At 65.8% G+C, this 17372-nt stretch carries 17 protein-coding genes and 1 pseudogene; 10 read left to right on the top strand and 8 right to left on the bottom strand.

The genetic code is table 11. The features are described from left to right. Nucleotides 1-30: 30 nt before the first annotated feature. The 4 genes from HNP46_RS08405 to desA all read right to left on the bottom strand — a co-directional run bounded on the left by HNP46_RS08405 (nucleotide 31) and on the right by desA (nucleotide 4773). Nucleotides 31-1440, bottom strand: a complete 1410-nt coding sequence (locus tag HNP46_RS08405; RefSeq protein WP_260403117.1) for a hypothetical protein — start codon at nucleotides 1438-1440, stop codon at nucleotides 31-33. Further along, on the bottom strand, nucleotides 1440-1907 hold the full coding sequence (locus tag HNP46_RS08400; protein WP_184587678.1) for a hypothetical protein: 468 nt from the start codon (nucleotides 1905-1907) through the stop codon (nucleotides 1440-1442). Before HNP46_RS08400 ends, HNP46_RS08405 begins: the two co-directional genes overlap by 1 nt. 578 nt (nucleotides 1908-2485) lie before the next feature. Beyond that, the gene (locus tag HNP46_RS08395; RefSeq protein WP_184587676.1) at nucleotides 2486-3454 is read right to left on the bottom strand and encodes a GGDEF domain-containing protein; all 969 of its coding nucleotides are present in this window, start codon (nucleotides 3452-3454) and stop codon (nucleotides 2486-2488) included. Nucleotides 3455-3591: 137 nt separating this feature from the next. Beyond that, entirely contained in the window at nucleotides 3592-4773 is a 1182-nt protein-coding gene (desA, locus tag HNP46_RS08390) for a delta-9 fatty acid desaturase DesA (RefSeq protein WP_184587674.1), read from the bottom strand. A gap of 178 nt (nucleotides 4774-4951) precedes the next feature. Between desA and HNP46_RS08385 the strand changes: the two are divergent. The 5 genes and pseudogenes from HNP46_RS08385 to HNP46_RS08365 form a co-directional block, all read left to right on the top strand. Continuing rightward, nucleotides 4952-6244: pseudogene (locus HNP46_RS08385) on the top strand (diguanylate cyclase domain-containing protein); the annotation flags it as partial. Between the two features lie 140 nt (nucleotides 6245-6384). Next, complete coding sequence (gene cysT, locus HNP46_RS08380) at nucleotides 6385-7203, top strand: sulfate ABC transporter permease subunit CysT (protein ID WP_184587672.1); 819 nt, start codon at nucleotides 6385-6387, stop codon at nucleotides 7201-7203. Between the two features lie 10 nt (nucleotides 7204-7213). Then, nucleotides 7214-8086 (top strand): sulfate ABC transporter permease subunit CysW, encoded by an 873-nt coding sequence (gene cysW / locus HNP46_RS08375; protein WP_184587670.1) that lies wholly within the window; start codon nucleotides 7214-7216, stop codon nucleotides 8084-8086. Nucleotides 8087-8100: 14 nt separating this feature from the next. Next, a complete protein-coding gene (locus HNP46_RS08370; protein WP_184587668.1) occupies nucleotides 8101-9090 on the top strand; it encodes a sulfate/molybdate ABC transporter ATP-binding protein in 990 nt (329 codons plus the stop codon). Between the two features lie 249 nt (nucleotides 9091-9339). Then, entirely contained in the window at nucleotides 9340-10089 is a 750-nt protein-coding gene (locus HNP46_RS08365; RefSeq protein ID WP_184587666.1) for a sulfite exporter TauE/SafE family protein, read from the top strand. Nucleotides 10090-10304: 215 nt separating this feature from the next. Here the strand turns inward: HNP46_RS08365 and HNP46_RS08360 are convergent, their stop codons facing one another. Next, the gene (locus HNP46_RS08360; RefSeq protein WP_184587664.1) at nucleotides 10305-10868 is read right to left on the bottom strand and encodes a TetR/AcrR family transcriptional regulator; all 564 of its coding nucleotides are present in this window, start codon (nucleotides 10866-10868) and stop codon (nucleotides 10305-10307) included. Between the two features lie 107 nt (nucleotides 10869-10975). Between HNP46_RS08360 and HNP46_RS08355 the strand changes: the two genes are divergently transcribed. Both HNP46_RS08355 and HNP46_RS08350 read left to right on the top strand, forming a co-directional pair. Further along, nucleotides 10976-11704 (top strand): SDR family oxidoreductase, encoded by a 729-nt coding sequence (locus tag HNP46_RS08355; protein WP_184587662.1) that lies wholly within the window; start codon nucleotides 10976-10978, stop codon nucleotides 11702-11704. Between the two features lie 170 nt (nucleotides 11705-11874). Next, nucleotides 11875-12465: a 2-hydroxychromene-2-carboxylate isomerase gene (locus tag HNP46_RS08350; RefSeq protein ID WP_184587660.1), complete on the top strand. Its 591-nt coding sequence runs from the start codon at nucleotides 11875-11877 to the stop codon at nucleotides 12463-12465. 349 nt (nucleotides 12466-12814) lie between these two features. Here the strand turns inward: HNP46_RS08350 and HNP46_RS08345 are convergent, their stop codons facing one another. Beyond that, on the bottom strand, nucleotides 12815-13216 hold the full coding sequence (locus HNP46_RS08345; RefSeq protein ID WP_184587658.1) for a hypothetical protein: 402 nt from the start codon (nucleotides 13214-13216) through the stop codon (nucleotides 12815-12817). Between the two features lie 158 nt (nucleotides 13217-13374). On the opposite strand from HNP46_RS08345, the gene HNP46_RS08340 reads away from it, so the two are divergent. Continuing rightward, entirely contained in the window at nucleotides 13375-14178 is an 804-nt protein-coding gene (locus tag HNP46_RS08340) for a helix-turn-helix domain-containing protein (protein ID WP_184588147.1), read from the top strand. 3 nt (nucleotides 14179-14181) lie between these two features. On the opposite strand, the gene HNP46_RS08335 is transcribed toward HNP46_RS08340, so the two are convergent. Beyond that, entirely contained in the window at nucleotides 14182-14706 is a 525-nt protein-coding gene (locus HNP46_RS08335; RefSeq protein ID WP_184587656.1) for a DUF962 domain-containing protein, read from the bottom strand. A gap of 88 nt (nucleotides 14707-14794) precedes the next feature. On the opposite strand from HNP46_RS08335, the gene HNP46_RS08330 reads away from it, so the two are divergent. Further along, nucleotides 14795-15484, top strand: a complete 690-nt coding sequence (locus HNP46_RS08330) for a Crp/Fnr family transcriptional regulator (protein ID WP_184587654.1) — start codon at nucleotides 14795-14797, stop codon at nucleotides 15482-15484. A gap of 143 nt (nucleotides 15485-15627) precedes the next feature. Further along, nucleotides 15628-16395, top strand: a complete 768-nt coding sequence (locus HNP46_RS08325) for a hypothetical protein (protein ID WP_184587652.1) — start codon at nucleotides 15628-15630, stop codon at nucleotides 16393-16395. A gap of 4 nt (nucleotides 16396-16399) precedes the next feature. Here the strand turns inward: HNP46_RS08325 and ppk2 are convergent, their stop codons facing one another. Further along, nucleotides 16400-17305 carry a polyphosphate kinase 2 gene (gene ppk2, locus HNP46_RS08320; RefSeq protein ID WP_184588145.1) on the bottom strand — a complete coding sequence of 302 codons (906 nt, stop codon included), beginning with the start codon at nucleotides 17303-17305 and terminating at the stop codon, nucleotides 16400-16402. Between the last annotated feature and the right edge of the window lie 67 nt (nucleotides 17306-17372).

The following is a 17372-nucleotide window of genomic DNA, read 5'->3' as shown; positions in this document are numbered from 1 at the left end:
GATGGAAAGTCCGTTGCCTGTCGGCTTCGCTCAGCCCAACGCCGGCAGGGCGAAGGGCACGCCATCGAGCGCGCCGTCCAGGGTTGCCGGGGCCGCCGGGGCGCGACGCCCCAGGTGCGCCTGCAGCGCCTCGATGACGCGGCCGCTGGCGTCGTGGTGGAACTGCCAGACGCCGTAGATGCGGCTGTCGAAGGAGCGCTCGCTGCCCAGCAGCGGATTGGCCGCCAGGCCCGAACCCAGGCCGAAGCTGTACAGGCCGGGAATCGCCCGGCCGCCGAGGTCACGCAGGCAACCGTCGGCGTCCGAATCCAGCCCGCCCTTGCTCTCGCGCACCTGCAGCGGCTCGCCGTTGGCGCGGCGCAGTGCCGGCAGGCAGGGCTGGTAGCCGATCGCCTGGACGATCACACCGTCCTCGCGGCAGCACTGCTCCAGGCGCTCGCGGGCGGCCGGCGAGCGGTCCTCCAGGCGCAGCAGCTCGACCTTCACCCGGGTGCCGCTGACGTGGCCGTTGGCGAGCACGTCGGAGCCCACCTGGTGCGCGCGGTAGCGCAGGCCGCCGGAGCGGTTGACCCGTCCGGACACCGGGCACACGTCCATGCCCTCGTCGACCACATAGCCGGCCGCGCGGGCCTCCTCGGCGCTCTCGAAGAACAGCCGGATCGGTGCGCGGTGCAGCAGGGTGATCTGTTCCAGCCCCAGGCAGTCCAGGGCGCAGGCCAGGTTGTCGAGGATCGAGAAGGCGCTGTGGGAACCGCCGACCACGGTGAAGCGGCTGCCGGGGCCGACCCGGTCGCCGAACAGCTCCACCAGTTCCGCGGGGCTCAGGCTGAGCAGCGCGTCGGAGGAATAGACGGTCGGGCCGTCATGCTCCAGGTGCAGGTCCTGTTCGGCCAGGCTCCAGTTCAGGTACTCGCGGTTCTGCCGCCCGCCCAGGTTCATCACCAGGGCGCCGGCGCCGACCTGCACGCTGTGGGAGCCGCTGCGCAGGGCCAGCTGGAAGCTGCCGTCGTCCAGTGCGGTGATCTTCTCGATCCGCGTCCCCAGCGCCAGCTCGACGCCCAGGTGATCGGTGACGTAACGCATGAACAGGGTCGAGGCATGCGCCAGCAGCTCGCCGACCTGGGTCAGCATGGGCGCGCCGTGGGGATCGTTCTGCAGGGCGCGGAACGCCGCCGAATGCGCCAGCGGCGCGAAGATCGGCAACAGTGCCGGGTCGCGCAGGCAGTCGAGGAACACGTCGCCCACCGAGTTGGCGGTGATGTGGTAGTCGCCCAGCCGGCCACGGCCGACCGCCAGTGCTGCGTCCACCACCAGCAGCCCCTCGCGGGCCAGGGTCGCCAGCGCACCGGTCTTGTAGGCGTTGAACAGGAAGCCCATGCCTGCCGGGCCGGCGCCGCCGACCACGCAGGCATAGTTGGAACGAAGCGATTGCTCGGCCATCAGCCTTGACTCCCAGCGCGGCGGGCCGCGCGGCTCTCGTGGGACCGGCCCGGTCGGCCGGCAGGGTGGCAGCGTCCGCGCCGGGATTCCGTCACTTGGGGCAAAACGGTGCCCACACCCGAGTCGTCGTGATCGACGACGGGTGACTGTTCGGATTCGATGGCGAACGCCGCAGGAAGCACTTCAGGGCAAAGCCGAAGTTGCTGTTTCAGCGATGAGACAAATGCCGTCTGGCAGTGAACAAGTTCAGCCGAAAGTTTGGCTTTGTTACACTTTGAAGAAATGGCATAAGCAACTTGTTCAACAAATGAAGCAACTTGAACACAGTTCTTCCGAGACAGCTCGGAATTGGCGCCAATATTCCGCGAGGGCGCTTCAGGCGAATTAACCTGGCCCTCGGCGGAAGTCTCTGCGCTTGCCGGAACGGAACTCGAAAGTCCGTCGTTTTCCATGTTTCCAGCGGCCATCGTCACTGACTCCGTTCTTGGAGATGCTCTGCGCCGGGCCTTTGGCAAAATTCGAAGACAAGGCTACCGCCCGAGTTCGAATGACCCGATTCAAATAACGACAATCAACTGTTCGTCCCTGGAGTGGCCGATCTTTTCTTCGGGCAAAGCTACCGCCCTTCGGCCAAGTTCCGAAAATCTGGAAAAACAACAGCAAAAATCTATCGCGCTTCCGCAGCCAGGAGGGCCGACGGAAGTTGTCAGGCAGCGATAGGAAAGTGACAGGAAGAAGAGGGGGCAGAATCTTCCTTGACCTTACTGCTCTTGCGACTACTCCCTGAGGTGTCTCATTTGGACACCACACGATATTGCTATGTGGATAGTAATAGTGGGGGGGGGTGAAGGCATGTCAATGAACGAAGCGGGGTTACGCCAAGAATCCGACAAAAGGAATTATGCTATCTGTAACTTATTGATTTATAACGCGCCATAAAGCCGACACAGGCCTTTTGACAGCATAAACGTTCGACCACGAATCTGCCGCGGGAGTATTAGTCGGAAAGTATTAATGTTTCCGCCGTGGACACGGCGGAAGTGTTTCATCCCTGAACAAGACGGTCCTTGCCCGTGCGTTTTGCCTGATACAGGGCCGCGTCGGAACGGCTGTAGAGCGCGGAAAGATTCTGATCGTCGGGCAGCAGCATGGTCATGCCCTGGCTGATGGTGACGCTGAAGAAATGCTCGGCCTCGTTGAAGCGCAGGCGTTGGACTTCGCGCTGCAGGCGCTCGCCGATCTGCCGCGCCATGTTCTCGTCGCAGCCGGGCAGGAGCACGGCGAACTCCTCGCCGCCGATGCGGCCGAACAGGTCGCCGCGACGCAGCGCGCCGGCGCCGCACTGGGCGATGCGCTGCAGCACCACGTCACCGACCTGGTGGCCGTAGACATCGTTGATCTTCTTGAAGTCGTCGACATCCAGCAGCAGGAACGCCAGCGGCGTGGAGGTCGCCTTGCAGTCGCGGAAGGCCTGCTCGGCACTGTCGAAGAAGTAGCGGCGGTTGCTGCTCTGGGTCAGCACGTCGGTGGTGGCCAGGCGGTGCAGCTCGGTCTCCAGGTGCTTCTTGTCGGTGATGTCCTCGGCGATGCCGACGATCATCAGCGGCAGCCCGGCTTCGCTGTGCTGGCTGACGAAGCACTTGTCGCTGAGCCAGCGCACCTCGCCGTCGGCGCGCAGGATGCGGTACTCGCGCTGCTCGATGGCGCCGCGTTCGAGCACTTCCTGCAGGGTGCTCTGGGCATAGTCCAGGTCGTCGGGGTAGATGCAGTTGCGCCACTCGTTGTAGTCGGCCAGCAGCAGCGCGGCGGAGCGGCCGAAGATGCGCTCGTACGCCGGGCTGACATAGACCATGCGCTGGGCCTGCCAGTCGAAGGCCCAGAGTACCGAGTTGACGCTGGCCAGCAGTGCGCTGAACAGCTGCTCGCGCTCCTTCAGGCGCGTTACTTCGGCGCGGCTGTGCAGCAGCGCCAGCAGGGCCTCTTCCTGATCGGCCGGCAATTTATTCTCATCCATGTATCAGCGTCCTCCCGCTCATTGACCGGGGCTATGACCGCAAACTACGCCAGGCTGCTGCAAATTAAACGAAAAGCCCGCCGAACGGCGGGCTTTTCTGAGATGCATCTCTCAACGTCCTAGGACGCTTCCGTCAATCAGACGGCAGGACGCAGGGAATAGGTCTTCAGCTGCTCGGCGAATTCGCGCAGCGACTGGATGCCGCTGGCCTCCGCCTCGTGTACCCACTGCTTGATCGCGGCGAGCATGTCGTGGCCGTTGGCGCTGGTCTTCACCCAGATCTGCTGCAGGGCCAGGCGCTTCTCGTAGATCACCTGCAGGGACTGGCTCTGCGCGAGCAGGTCCTGGATGCGCGCGTGGTGGCGATCCTCCAGCAGGCTGGTCTCACGCGAAAGCAGGCGCTTGGCGCGGCGGAACAGGTGGCGTACCGACTCGTCGGCCTTGGCCAGCTCCTGTTTCACCAGCGGGCCGATCACCAGCTTGCGGTACTGGGCCATGATCTGGAAGCGGTTGTTGAGGATGGCCATGGCGGTGTCCATGTCCAGGCTGCCCTTGCCTTCCACGCGGTGGGCGATGGGCGCCACGCGGGCGACCTTGGCCAGGCGCAGGAAGCTGAACACCTTGATCCAGGCCCAGCCCAGGTCGAACTCCCACTTCTTCACCGACAGCTTCGCCGAGTTCGGGTAGGTGTGGTGGTTGTTGTGCAGCTCTTCACCGCCGATCAGGATGCCCCAGGGCACGAGATTGGTCGCGGCGTCGCGGCACTCGAAGTTGCGGTAGCCGATGGCATGGCCCAGGCCGTTGATCACGCCGGCGGCCCACACGGGAATCCACATCATCTGCACGGCCCAGACGGTCATGCCGAGCACGCCGAACAGGGCGAGGTCGATGATCGCCATCAGCACTACACCGCCGATGGGGAAGCGCGAATAGACGTTGCGCTCGATCCAGTCTTCCGGGCAGTTCTTGCCGTAGATGCGCAGGGTGTCTTCGTTCTCCGCCTCGGCGCGATAGAGCTCCGCGCCGCGCCGCAGGACGGTGCCCAGGCCCTTGTATACCGGGCTGTGCGGGTCATCGGCGGTTTCGCACTTGGCGTGGTGCTTGCGGTGGATGGCGGTCCATTCGCGGGTGTTCATGGCGGTGGTCAGCCACAGCCAGAAGCGGAAGAAATGCTTCAGCGCCGGATGCAGGTCGAGTGCCCGGTGCGCCGAATAGCGGTGCAGATAGACGGTGACACCGACGATGGTGATATGCGTCATGACCAGGGTGACCGCCACCAGTTGCCACGGCGACAGGTCAAGGAAACCGTTGTACCACATAGGCGATACTGTACCTCGGAAGGGGGTAGGGCTACGCCCTGCTGGGCGAGCTGTACCGGGAAAAGACAGCCGCATTATCACCAAGCGGGTCCGGATTACCATCCGGTCTTTTAGATACGAACGCGGCCAAGTGGCCATCATTTATACTGCTCAGCCAATAAATCCAACCCGCCGTCGCATGAATCCACGCCTCAGCGCCCTGCGCATCAGTCTTCTGTACCTGGTCGTCGCCACCCTCTGGGTCTGGCTGAGTGACCAATGGTTACAAAATGTCCTGCTCGAACCCGCTTCGCTGACGCGCGCGCTGGAGCTGAAGAGGTTCGGCTTCCTGGCCGTTACCTCGCTGCTGCTGTTCTTTTTGCTCTGGCGGCACTTCCGTCGCCAGCTCGCCGCCTACGAGGCGCTGGCCGACAACGAGCAGCGCCTGAGCCGGGTCTTCGAGGTGGTCGAGGACGGCATCTGGGACTGGGACCTGCAGACCCATCGCGTCTACTACTCCCCCGGCTACGCCAACCTGATCGGCCTGCCGCTGGAGCACCTGAGCGACGACCTGCTGCTCTGGGAGAACCGCCTGCACCCGGACGACCGCGCGCGCACCCTGGCCCAGCACCAGGACTGCATCCAGGGCCTGAGCCCACGTCTGGAGTGCGTCTACCGCATCCGCCACGGTGACGGCGGCTATCGCTGGGTACGCAGCAGCGGCCGCCTGACCCGAGCGGACGATGGCCAGCCACTGCGCCTGACCGGGGTCAACCGCGACATCACCCGCCAGCGCAGCAACGAAGACCACCTGCGCCAGGCCGCCGCCGTGTTCGAGGCGACCCAGGAAGGCCTGCTGGTGACCGACGCCAGCGGCATCATCGTGCATACCAACCCGTCCTTCTCGCGCATCACCGGTTACAGCGCCGCGGATGTGCTCGGCGGCGAGCCGTCGCTGCTCAAGTCCGGCCGCCAGGACGCCGCCTTCTACCAGCGCATGTGGAGCGCCCTGCTCAGCGACGGGGTGTGGAGCGGCGAGATCTGGAACCGCCGCAAGAGCGGCGAGGTGTACCCGCAGTGGCAGCACATCCGCGCCGTACGCAACGAAGAAGGCGAGCTGACCCATTACGTGGCGGTGTTCTCCGACCTCAGCAGCCTGAAGCGCTCGCAGCACGAGCTGGATTTCCTCGCCCACCACGACCCGCTCACCGGCCTGCCCAACCGCCTGCTGCTGCGCGAACGCATCGAGCAGGCGCTGACCCGCGCCGAACGTGAACAGGGCGGCGGCGCGTTGCTGAGCATCGACCTGGACCACTTCAAGCACATCAACGACAGCCTCGGCCACAGCATCGGCGACCTGCTGATCCGCGCCGTCGCCGAGCGCCTGGAAGACTGCCTGGACGAGCGCTGCTCCCTGGCCCGGCTGGGCGGCGACGAGTTCGCCGTGGTCCTCGAAAGCCAGCAGCCGCACCACGCCAGCAGCCTCGCCCAGCCCAAGTTCTTCAACGACGGCGGCATCTTCGACAAGATCTACCAAGCGCAGTAAACCGCGCAGCCACAAGCGCCAAGCGATGAGCCACAAGCCCGCTTGGCGCTTGTGGCTTGCAGCTTTCAGCTAACCGAGAGGTTTCAATGTCGCGACGCATCTCCCCGGTCATACCCGGCTTCGGGCTGACTCTGGGCTACACCCTGGTGTATCTCAGCCTGTTGGTGCTGATTCCGCTGGGGGCCTTGTTCCTCAAGACCACTGAACTCACCTGGGATCAGTTCTGGACCATCATCACCGCCCCGCGGGTCATCGCCGCGCTCAAGCTGAGCTTCGGCACCGCCTTGATCGCCGCCGTGATCAACGGCGTGATCGGCACGCTGCTGGCCTGGGTGCTGGTGCGCTACCGCTTCCCGGGACGCAAGATCATCGACGCGATGATCGACCTGCCCTTCGCCCTCCCCACCGCCGTGGCCGGCATCGCGCTCACCGCGCTGTATGCGCCCAACGGCATGGTCGGCCGCTTCGCCACCGAGCTGGGCTTCAAGATCGCCTACTCCCCGCTGGGCATCACCCTGGCGCTGACCTTCGTGGTCCTGCCCTTCGTGGTGCGCACGGTGCAGCCGGTGCTGGCGGACATCCCGCGTGAAGTGGAAGAGGCCGCCGCCTGCCTGGGCGCCAAGCCGTTGCAGGTGTTCCGCCACGTGCTGCTGCCGGCGCTGCTGCCGGCCTGGCTGACCGGTTTCGCCCTGGCCTTCGCCCGTGGCGTCGGCGAGTACGGCTCGGTGATCTTCATTGCCGGCAACATGCCGATGAAGACCGAAATCCTGCCGCTGCTGATCATGGTCAAGCTGGACCAGTACGACTACACCGGCGCCACCGCCATCGGCGTGCTGATGCTGGTCGTCGCCTTCGTCCTGCTGCTGCTGATCAACCTGCTGCAACGCCGCATCGAACCCCCCTGAGGAGCGCGCCATGAGTACCGCAAGCCTTTCCGCCGCGGCCGCTGCCAACGCTGCTCGCCGGGGTAATGTCTGGGGTCGCCGCGCCCTGATCGCGCTGGCCTGGCTGGCCTTCGCGCTGTTCCTGCTGCTGCCGCTGTTCGTGGTGTTGAGCGAGGCACTGAAGCAGGGCCTGGGCACCTTCTTCGACGCCATCATCGAGCCCGATGCCCTCGCCGCGCTGAAGCTGACGCTGATCGCTGTGGGCATCTCGGTGCCGCTGAACCTGGTGTTCGGCGTGGCCGCTGCCTGGTGCGTGACCAAGTTCGAGTTCCCCGGCAAGAGCATCCTGGTGACCCTGATCGACCTGCCGTTCTCGGTCTCGCCGGTGATCGCCGGCCTGATCTACGTGCTGCTGTTCGGCGCCCAGGGTTACTTCGGCGAGTGGCTGAGCGACCACGACATCCAGATCGTCTTCGCCGTGCCCGGCATCGTCCTGGCGACCATCTTCGTGACCTTCCCCTTCGTCGCCCGCGAACTGATCCCGCTGATGCAGGAACAGGGCACCCAGGAGGAAGAGGCCGCGCGCCTGCTCGGCGCCAACGGCTGGCAAATGTTCTGGCACGTGACCCTGCCGAACATCAAATGGGGCCTGATCTACGGCGTGGTGCTCTGCACCGCGCGGGCCATGGGCGAGTTCGGCGCGGTATCGGTGGTCTCCGGGCACATCCGCGGCGTCACCAACACCCTGCCGCTGCACGTCGAAATCCTCTACAACGAATACAACCACGTCGCCGCTTTCAGCGTCGCCACCCTGTTGCTGCTGATGGCCCTGGTCATCCTGCTGCTCAAGCAGTGGAGCGAGTCGCGCCTGTCCCGCACCAAAGTCAAAGCTGACGATGAATAAGTGAGAGCCACGCCATGAGCATCGAGATCCGTAACGTCAGCAAGAACTTCAACGCCTTCAAGGCGCTGAACGACATCAACCTGGATATCCACAGCGGAGAACTGGTCGCCCTGCTCGGCCCGTCCGGCTGCGGCAAGACCACCCTGCTGCGCATCATCGCCGGCCTGGAAACCCCGGACGTGGGCAACATCGTGTTCCACGGCGAGGACGTCTCGCAGCACGACGTGCGCGATCGCAACGTCGGCTTCGTGTTCCAGCACTACGCGCTGTTCCGCCACATGACGGTATTCGACAACGTCGCCTTCGGCCTGCGCATGAAACCGAAGAAGGAACGCCCGAGCGAGTCGCGCATCGCCGAAAAGGTCCACGAGCTGCTCAACATGGTGCAGCTGGACTGGCTGTCGGACCGCTACCCGGAGCAGCTCTCCGGCGGCCAGCGCCAGCGTATCGCCCTGGCCCGCGCGCTGGCGGTGGAACCGAAGATCCTGCTGCTCGACGAACCCTTCGGCGCCCTCGACGCCAAGGTGCGCAAGGAGCTGCGCCGCTGGCTGGCGCGCCTGCACGAGGAGATCAACCTGACCTCCGTGTTCGTCACCCACGACCAGGAAGAAGCGATGGAAGTCGCCGACCGCATCGTGGTGATGAACAAGGGCGTGATCGAGCAGATCGGCTCGCCGGGCGAAGTCTACGAGAACCCGGCCAGCGACTTCGTCTACCACTTCCTCGGCGACTCCAACCGCCTGCACCTGGGCGGTGACGAGCACGTGCTGTTCCGTCCCCACGAAATCTCGCTGTCGCGCTCCGAAGTGGCCGAGCATCGCGCCGCCGAAGTCCGCGACATCCGCCCGCTGGGCGCGATCACCCGAGTGACCCTCAAGGTCGACGGGCAGGACGAGCTGATCGAGGCCGAGGTGGTGAAGGACCACGACAGCCTTACCGGTCTGGCCCGTGGCGAGACGCTGTACTTCAAGCCGAAGGCTTATCAGCCGGTGGCGAATATCTGATCGGGCGGTCTTCCGCTTCATGCTCCTGCGCGTGGGGGTATCACCCTCTCCCCAGCCCTCTCCCTGAAGGGAGAGGGCGTGCTTCTCTGCATCACCGCCCTTCAGAGCTAGCCGGCTGGCACGTGAGTTTCAGTGCACGCCGGACAGTCCCCTCTCCCTTCAGGGAGAGGGTTAGGGAGAGGGACCGCGCTTTCCCCTGACGGCCAAACCCTCGTATCCTGCCGACCCTGCTTTCAACAAGGCCCGGCCATGTTCGACGCCCTCCCGCAACACCTCGAACTGATCGTCCTCACCTTCCTCCTCGCCGGCCTGGTCAAGGGCGTGGTCGGGCTCGGCCTGCCCACGGTCGCCGTCGGGCTGCTCGGGCTGGTGATGCCGCCCATGCAAGCGGCTGCCATCCTCGTCGTGCCGTCCACCGTCACCAATATCTGGCAGCTCGCCGCCGGACCGCGCTTCCTCGGGCTGCTCAAACGGCTGTGGGGCATGCTGGTCGGCATCGTCGTCGGCACATTGCTGGTGGGCTGGCTGCTGGCGGGGGAAAACTGGCCGGCGGCCACGCCGCTGCTGGGCGTGGCGCTGATCCTCTATGCGCTGCTGGGGCTGTCGAACAAGCGCTTCAGCGTGGCGCCGAAGCATGAGCGCTGGCTGTCGCCGCTGATTGGTGTGATCACTGGCGGCGTCACCGCCGTGACCGGCGTCTTCGTGATTCCCGCCGTGCCCTTCCTGCAGGCCCTGGGCCTGGAGAAGGACGACCTGGTGCAGGCGCTGGGGCTGTCCTTCACCGTCTCGACCCTGGCCCTGGCAATCACCCTCAGCCAGCACGGCTCACTGCTGCAGGCCGACGTGCTCGGCCTGTCGCTGCTGGCCCTGCTGCCGGCCCTGGCGGGTATGTACCTGGGCACCTGGCTGCGTTCGCGGATCAGCCCGCTGGCATTCCGCCGCTGCTTCTTCGGTGGGCTGTTGCTGCTCGGGGCGGACCTGGCGATTCGCGGCCTGTAACCCCGCGCCTACCCCGTAGGGCGCATAACGCCCACGGCGTTATCCGCCCTACGCGCTAAATCTCTTCTCAAGCGAAAGGGCACTGATCGCCACAGGATGAAACCCCAAGTGTCAGCCAGCACGGACTGCCCCCTCTCCCTGAGGGAGAGGGCTGGGGTGAGGGGGAGCAGCAGGCACGGATTTACAGAGAAAGACAGTGAATCCCACAACGGGCCTCACTGCTCGTCGAGATGGCGCAACAGGAAACTGCGGCTCGACTCGATGATCGCCTTCTGCGTCTTCTCGCTGGCGACCATGCGCGCCACCACCAACGCGCCGACGCACTGCGCCAGCAGCGCCCAGGCGTCCTCCTGCGACCCCAGCGCCTCAGCCCAGGCCTGTTGCAACTCCACCAGCGCCTCCTCGGCGCTCTGCCGCACGGACTCGTCGGCGCGGGCGATCTCCGCGCCCAGCGCCGGAATCGCGCAACCGGCACCGGCGTCCTGTACATGGGTGACGCTCAGGTAACGCTTCAACCCGCGCTCCAGGCGTGCGCGGTCGAGCACCTTGCCCTTGGCCGCGAGGCGCTCGACGCTCTGCTGCAGTTCGCGCTCGACGATGGCGGCGAACAGCTCGTCCTTCGAACCGAAGTGGTTGTAGAACGCCCCGCCCGACAGCCCGACCGCCTTCATCAGCGCATCGACGCCGCTGGTGGCGAAACCGCCCTGCTTGGCGAGCGCGCCGCTGCTGTCGAGCAGGCGCTGGCGGGTTTCTTCCTTGTGGGTGGCTGAGTAGCGCATCGGGGCGACTCCGGCGAAACGGTTGACGATGCGTCGAAGATTAACATAACGTTCGTTTACCTAACGACCGTTTACCAACTTTCGCGCCAAGCACAGAGGAAACGAGCATGTCGAACAAGAAAGTCGTCCTGGTCATCGGCGCCGGCGATGCCACCGGCGGTGCCATCGCCCGCCGCTTCGCCCGCGAGGGCTTTGTGGCCTGCGTCACCCGGCGCTCGGCGGACAAGCTGCAGCCGCTGGTGGAGCAGATCCGCGCCGAAGGCGGCGAGGCCCACGGCTTCGCCTCCGATGCGCGCAAGGAAGAGGCAGTGATCGAGCTGGTGGAAACCATCGAGCGCGACATCGGCCCCATCGAGGCCTTCGTCTTCAACATCGGCGCCAACGTGCCCTGCAGCATTCTCGAAGAGACCGCGCGCAAGTACTTCAAGATCTGGGAAATGGCCTGCTTCTCCGGCTTCCTCACCGGCCGCGAGGTGGCCAGGCGCATGGTCAAGCGCCAGCGCGGCACGATCCTGTTCACCGGCGCCACCGCCGGCCTGCGCGGCGCCTCGGGTTTTGCCGCCTTTGCCGGGGCCAAGCACGGCATCCGCGCGCTGGCCCAGAGCATGGCCCGCGAGCTGGGACCGATGGGCCTGCACGTCGGCCATGTGGTGGTGGACGGCGCCATCGACACCGAATTCATCCGCGAGAATTTCCCGCAGAAATACGCGCAGAAGGACCAGGACGGCATCCTCGACCCCGAGCACATCGCCGACAGCTACTGGTACCTGCACAGCCAGCCGCGCGACGCCTGGACCTTCGAACTGGACCTGCGCCCGTGGATCGAGCGCTGGTAAAAAATCGGCAGACGACTCGCTGTGCGTCGGCCAGGCGTCGTTGGAATCCAGCTGGTGCTGCTCATTTGCCGGAGCAAACTCCGCGCCCCTGCTGAATTCCGCCCAGCCTGGCTCCAGCTCGCAGGGTCGTATACCGATTTTGCGAACCAACAAAAAAGAGAGAGCCACTCATGAGCAAATCCGTCGAGTTCTACTTCGACTTCGGCAGCCCCGCCTCTTACCTGGCCTATACCCAGCTGCCGGCGATCTGCGCCGAAGCCGGCGCCGAGCTGGTCTATCGCCCGGTACTGCTGGGCGGCGTGTTCCAGGCCACCGGCAATTCCTCGCCGGCCACTGTTCCAGCCAAGGGCCGCTATTCGCTGATCGACCTGGCGCGCTTCGCCCGCCGCTATGGCGCGCCACTGAAGATGAACCCGCACTTCCCGATCAACACCCTGACGCTGATGCGCGCCGCCACCGGCGTGCAGCTGCACCAGCCGGAACGCTTCGCGGCGCTGGTGGATTGCCTGTTCAAGGGCATGTGGGAACGGGGGCTGAACCTGGGCGACCCGGCGGTGGTCGGCCCGTTGCTGGCCGAGGCGGGCTTCGATCCGCAGGCGCTGCTGGCGCTGACCGCCGAGCAGGAAGTGAAGGACGCGCTGAAGGCCAACACCGAGGCGGCGATCAAACGCGGGATGTTCGGCGCGCCGACGATGTTCGTCGGCAACGAGATGTTCTTCGGCCAGGATCGCCTGGACTTTGTCCGCGAGGCCCTGGCGTAAAGCGATTCGCATCCCGCAGAGTCGCCGGCGAGCATCGACGTAGGATGGTGTGGAGCGCAGCGATACCCATCAATTCCGTGCACCGACCGCATGGGTATCGCTGCGCTCCACCCACCCTACGGTCCTGCCCTACGGATCGGCGTAAGGCGGTTCGCGAGCAAGCTCGCTCCTACAGGTCAGAATCGGTGCGCTCTTCGTAGGAGCGAGCTTGCTCGCGAACATCGCAGCACCGGCACATCCTCAACGAGGGTGAAGACATCGCGGACGGAGTCCGCTCCTACGCCGTATCAGGTGTCGTAGGAGCGGACTCCGTCCGCGATCGGCATCCGGCTACAGCACCGCAAGACGGTTACAGCGCCAGTACCGCCGAGCGACGCAGGCCGAAGAACTCCAGTTCGGCCAGCAGCAGGACCACCAGCGCCTGGCCGATGACGAAGGCGTAGCCCAGGGCGGTCGGCTGCACGTAGCCGGTCGCCAGCAGGGCGGCGCTTTCCACCACCCATAACGCATTCAAGGCGATCACCGCCCACACGCCGGTACGCGACAGCACTTCCTGGTTGCTCATCCAGTAGAGCACCAGCGCCAGCGGCAACAACACGATGCCGGCCACCAGCAGCAGGACGAAAGGCAGTCCCAGCAGCTCGCCCAGCGGTTGCGCGGCCAGGGCCATCAGCAGGCCCATGGCGCCACCGGCGATGGCATCGACTTTCAGGGTCAGGCGAAGCAGCGGGGAGGATTGCAGCAGAGTCATGGCGAAGCTCCTTCAGAGGTCGCCACCGATTGGCGGCGTGTGGCTGAAGAATCTGCCCGAGACGTAGGTGCGTCGATTACCTGTCAGGTAATGGCCGTTACCTGGCCGGAGGTCTATCGTTCGAAACCATGAACAGCCCAGCCATGATCCGTCCAGTCATGAACAACCCGGCCCAGAAAAACCCAGCCCAACCGGTCGGCGCGCTGATTCGCCAGTGGCGCCAGCGCCGCCGGCTGAGCCAGCTCGACCTCGCCTGCGACGCGGAGATTTCCACGCGTCACCTGAGCTTCGTCGAAACCGGCCGCGCCCTGCCCAGCCGCGAGATGCTCCTGCATCTGGCCGAACAGCTGGACATCCCCCTGCGCGAACGTAACCGCCTGCTCAGCGCCGCCGGTTACGCCCCGGTGTATTCGGAGAAGGGTTTGGACGACCCCGCGCTGACCGTCGCCCGGCAGGCCATCGACCAGTTGCTCAAGGCCCACGAGCCCAATCCGGCAATGGTGGTGGACCGCCACTGGAACCTGCTGGCGTCCAATCGCACGGTGGATATCTTCCTGATCGGCGTCGATCCGGAGCTGCTGCAGCCGCCGATCAACGTGCTGCGCATGAGCCTGCACCCCAAGGGCCTGGCGCCGCGCATCCTCAACCTGGGGCCGTGGAAGGCCCATGTGGTGGAGCGCCTGCAGCGCGACTTCGAGGCCAGCGGCGACCCGGCCCTGGCGGCGCTGCGCGACGAGGTGGCGGCCTACCCGGCGCCGCCCTACGACGAGGCGGCCAACGGCGACATGGTGCTGATCCCGGTGCAACTGCAGACAGAGCTGGGCGTATGCAGCCTGATCGGCACCATCACGGTGTTCGGCACGCCGGTGGACGTGACGCTGTCGGAGCTGGCCCTGGAAACCTTCTTCCCGGCCGACCCCGACAGCGCGCGCATCCTGCGCCAGCTCAGCGGTAGCGAGTAAGCCTCAGGCGGTCGCCTTCTTCTCGCGGATGCAGGTGGGGCCGGCACGCTCTTCCACGGCCTGGCGCACTTCATCGCGCAGGCCGAGCAGGAAGGCCGCTTCGGCGGCGACGAACAGCGGGCCGACGATCAGCCCGCTGAGGTCATCGACGAACGCCGGCTTGCGCCCTTCGTAGAAGTGGCCGACGAACTGGATGATCCAGCCCACCACGAACAGGCCGATACCCCAGGTGAGCCAGTAGGCGGTGCTACCGGCGGCAAAGCCCGCGCCCAGCCACAGAGACAACGCCAGCAGCGCGGTCATCAGCAGGCCGAAGCGCAGGTCCAGGCGCAGGTAGAAGACTACCGAGGCCAGCGCCAGCAAGGTGGCCGGCGACACCAGCAGGCCGGCCAGCTCGAAGCCGGGGCGCGACAGCAGGGTGGCGATGGACAGCACGATCATCGGGATACCGATGAAATGGCTGACGATGTTGCGCCGGTCACGGTGGTAGGCGGCGTATTGGGCAAGGTGGTCGACGAGCGTTTTCATTGTTGTTCTCCCGCAAGGTACTGGCATGATGGCAATCCGTGCCTTGCCACTCTGTCAGCTAGCCGACATTACCCGTTACCGACTGCCCATGACCGACGCCAAGCCCTACCTCGCCCGCCTGCAAGAAGGCCGCTGGTTCCAGACCCTGCCCGAGGGCCTGCGCCAGGCGCTGTGCGACGCCGCCGTGGTGCGCCGCCTGCCCGCCGGCCAGCGCCTGTTCGCCCGTGGCGATGCGCCGTGCGGCCTGTACTGCGTGGTGGAGGGGGCGATGCGCGTCAGCGTGGTCGGCGAATCCGGCAAGGAGGCTCTGCTGGCACTGGTGGAGGCGCCCAACTGGTTCGGCGAGATCTGCCTGTTCGACGGTCAGCCGCGCACCCACGACGCCTACGCCGAGGGCGCCACGGTGCTGCTGCAGCTGCCCCAGCCGCCCATGCAGGCCCTGCTCGCGCAGCACCCGGAATACTGGCGCGACTTCGCCCTGCTGATGAGCCACAAGCTGCGCATCACCTTCGCCGTGCTGGAGGAGCTGTCGCTGCTGCCGGCCGCGCCGCGCCTGGCGCGGCGCCTGCTGATGATCGCCGAGGGCTACGGCGAGTCGGCCACCGCCAAGCGCGAACTGCACCTGCCCCAGGACCAGCTGGCAGCCATGCTGTCGCTGTCGCGGCAGACCACCAACCAGATCCTCAAGGACCTGGAAGCCCAGGGCATCGTGCGCCTGAGCTACGGCGGAATCGAGATTCTTGACCGTGAACGCCTGCGCCAGGCCGCGCACGCCTAAGCGTTCAGCCCGACGAATCACTCTTTCGGACGGTTGCAGCGGCCGCGTTCGCAGCTAGCCTTGGCAGAGCTGCGATTCTGGCGCCAGAAAATGTACGCCCGGCGATAGTGCAGCACAAAAATAACAAGAAGGACGCCTCCGCCATGATTCGGAATCTCGCTGTCGTTCGTGGGTTCATGCTCTGCTGTTTCGGACTTTTCGCCCTCGCCGCCCAGGCCAACCTCCCCAGCGAAGAACTCCAGCTGCAGACCCTGCAGGTCTACACCTGCCGTTCGATCAACAGCCTGTTGCTGCTGCGCGGCGAAGGCTTCCAGGAAAGCCACGCCGCCCAGCTGGAGAAGGACCTGGCCACCCTGGACAACGCCGTGAAAGGCTACCCCAAGGCCGACGACGCGCTGCGCAAGGCCCACGCCGAATTCGTTACCCAGATTCGCAATGGCGTGTCCTACGGCCCCAAGGAAGAGGACCTGCCCTGGCGCTACAACCAGGAGCTCAGCCGCGCCCTGCGTGACCTGCTGAACCAGGCCGAGCGCTTCGTCCCCGCCAGCGCCGAGGCCGGCCAGGTGCCGCTGTGGGAGCTGCCGGTGCGCGTCGAATACCTCGCTACCCAGTATCTGGGCCGCGCCTACCTGAGCGGCCTGGAACTGGCCCGCGAGCAGCCGCAGGAATACCTCGGCCAGGACGAAAGCGTGCTGGTGCCCCTGCTGAGCCAGCGCATCGACCAGCTCCCCGACAGCGACGCGACCAAGAAGCTGCGCACCCGCTGGGAGTACCTGAGCAAGGCGCTGCTGGACATGAACAGCAAGAGCAACAGCGGCGTCAGCGCCTCCGGCCGGCCGTGGGCGCCGATCATCGTCGATCGCAACGCCCGCGCCGTGTCCGGGCAGCTGATGCTGCTCAGCCAGCAGTAGCGCTTCAGGCCGGAGCCGGCAACGCTGGATCTTCCATCGCTGGCGCGGTCTGCGGCGCGACCGGCGGCGCCTTCAGCTCATCCCGGTCCAGGTCGGCGGCGCGACCTACCAGCAGCGGGTCCGGCTGGTGGGCGATGCGGCCGTCCTTGCCGGGATAGTCCAGGGTGTGCAGGAAGTGCCGCAGGCAGTTGAGCCGGGCACGCTTCTTGTCGTCGGACTTGATCACCACCCAGGGCGCATCGGCGGTGTCGGTGTGGAAGAACATCGCCTCCTTGGCCTGGGTGTAGTCGTCCCACTTGTCCAGCGACTGGATGTCGATGGGTGACAGCTTCCAGTGCTTGAGCGGATCGTCGCGGCGCGAGACGAAGCGCCGCAGCTGCTCCTCGCGGCTCACCGAGAACCAGTACTTGAAGACATGGATGCCATTGCGCACCAGCATGCGCTCCAGCTCCGGGGTCTGCTGCATGAACTCCAGGTACTGGCGCGGCGAGCAGAAGCCCATCACGCGCTCGACGCCGGCACGGTTGTACCAGGAGCGGTCGAAGAAGACGATCTCGCCCGCCGTGGGCAGATGCTGGATATAACGCTGGAAGTACCACTGGCCACGTTCGGCGTCGCTGGGCTTCTCCAGGGCGATGACCCGGGCGCCACGCGGGTTCAGGTGCTCCATGAAGCGCTTGATGGTGCCGCCCTTGCCGGCGGCGTCGCGCCCCTCGAACAGCACCACCACGCGCTGGCCGGTCTCCTTCACCCAGCTCTGCACCTTCAGCAGCTCGACCTGCAGCTGCTCCTTGAGCGCCTCGTATTCGCGCCGTTGCAGGCGTTTGCGGTAGGGGTAGGCGGCCGGCAGTTCGGCGCAGGTGGAGTCCTCGTTGCTGCCGCGCGGCGCCAGCGCGACCTTCAGCGCCACCGGGCCGCTGCTCTGCGCGCGGATGGCGTCGCCGCCCGGGCTGGGAGCCTGGGCCGCGGCCGGCGGT

It is taken from the genome of Pseudomonas nitroreducens, from assembly GCF_014204515.1.
GTDB classification, from domain to species: Bacteria; Pseudomonadota; Gammaproteobacteria; order Pseudomonadales; family Pseudomonadaceae; genus Pseudomonas; species Pseudomonas nitritireducens_A.
The sequence above is the reverse complement of the archived record's forward strand: the minus strand, read 5'-3'. Positions and strand labels throughout refer to the sequence as shown.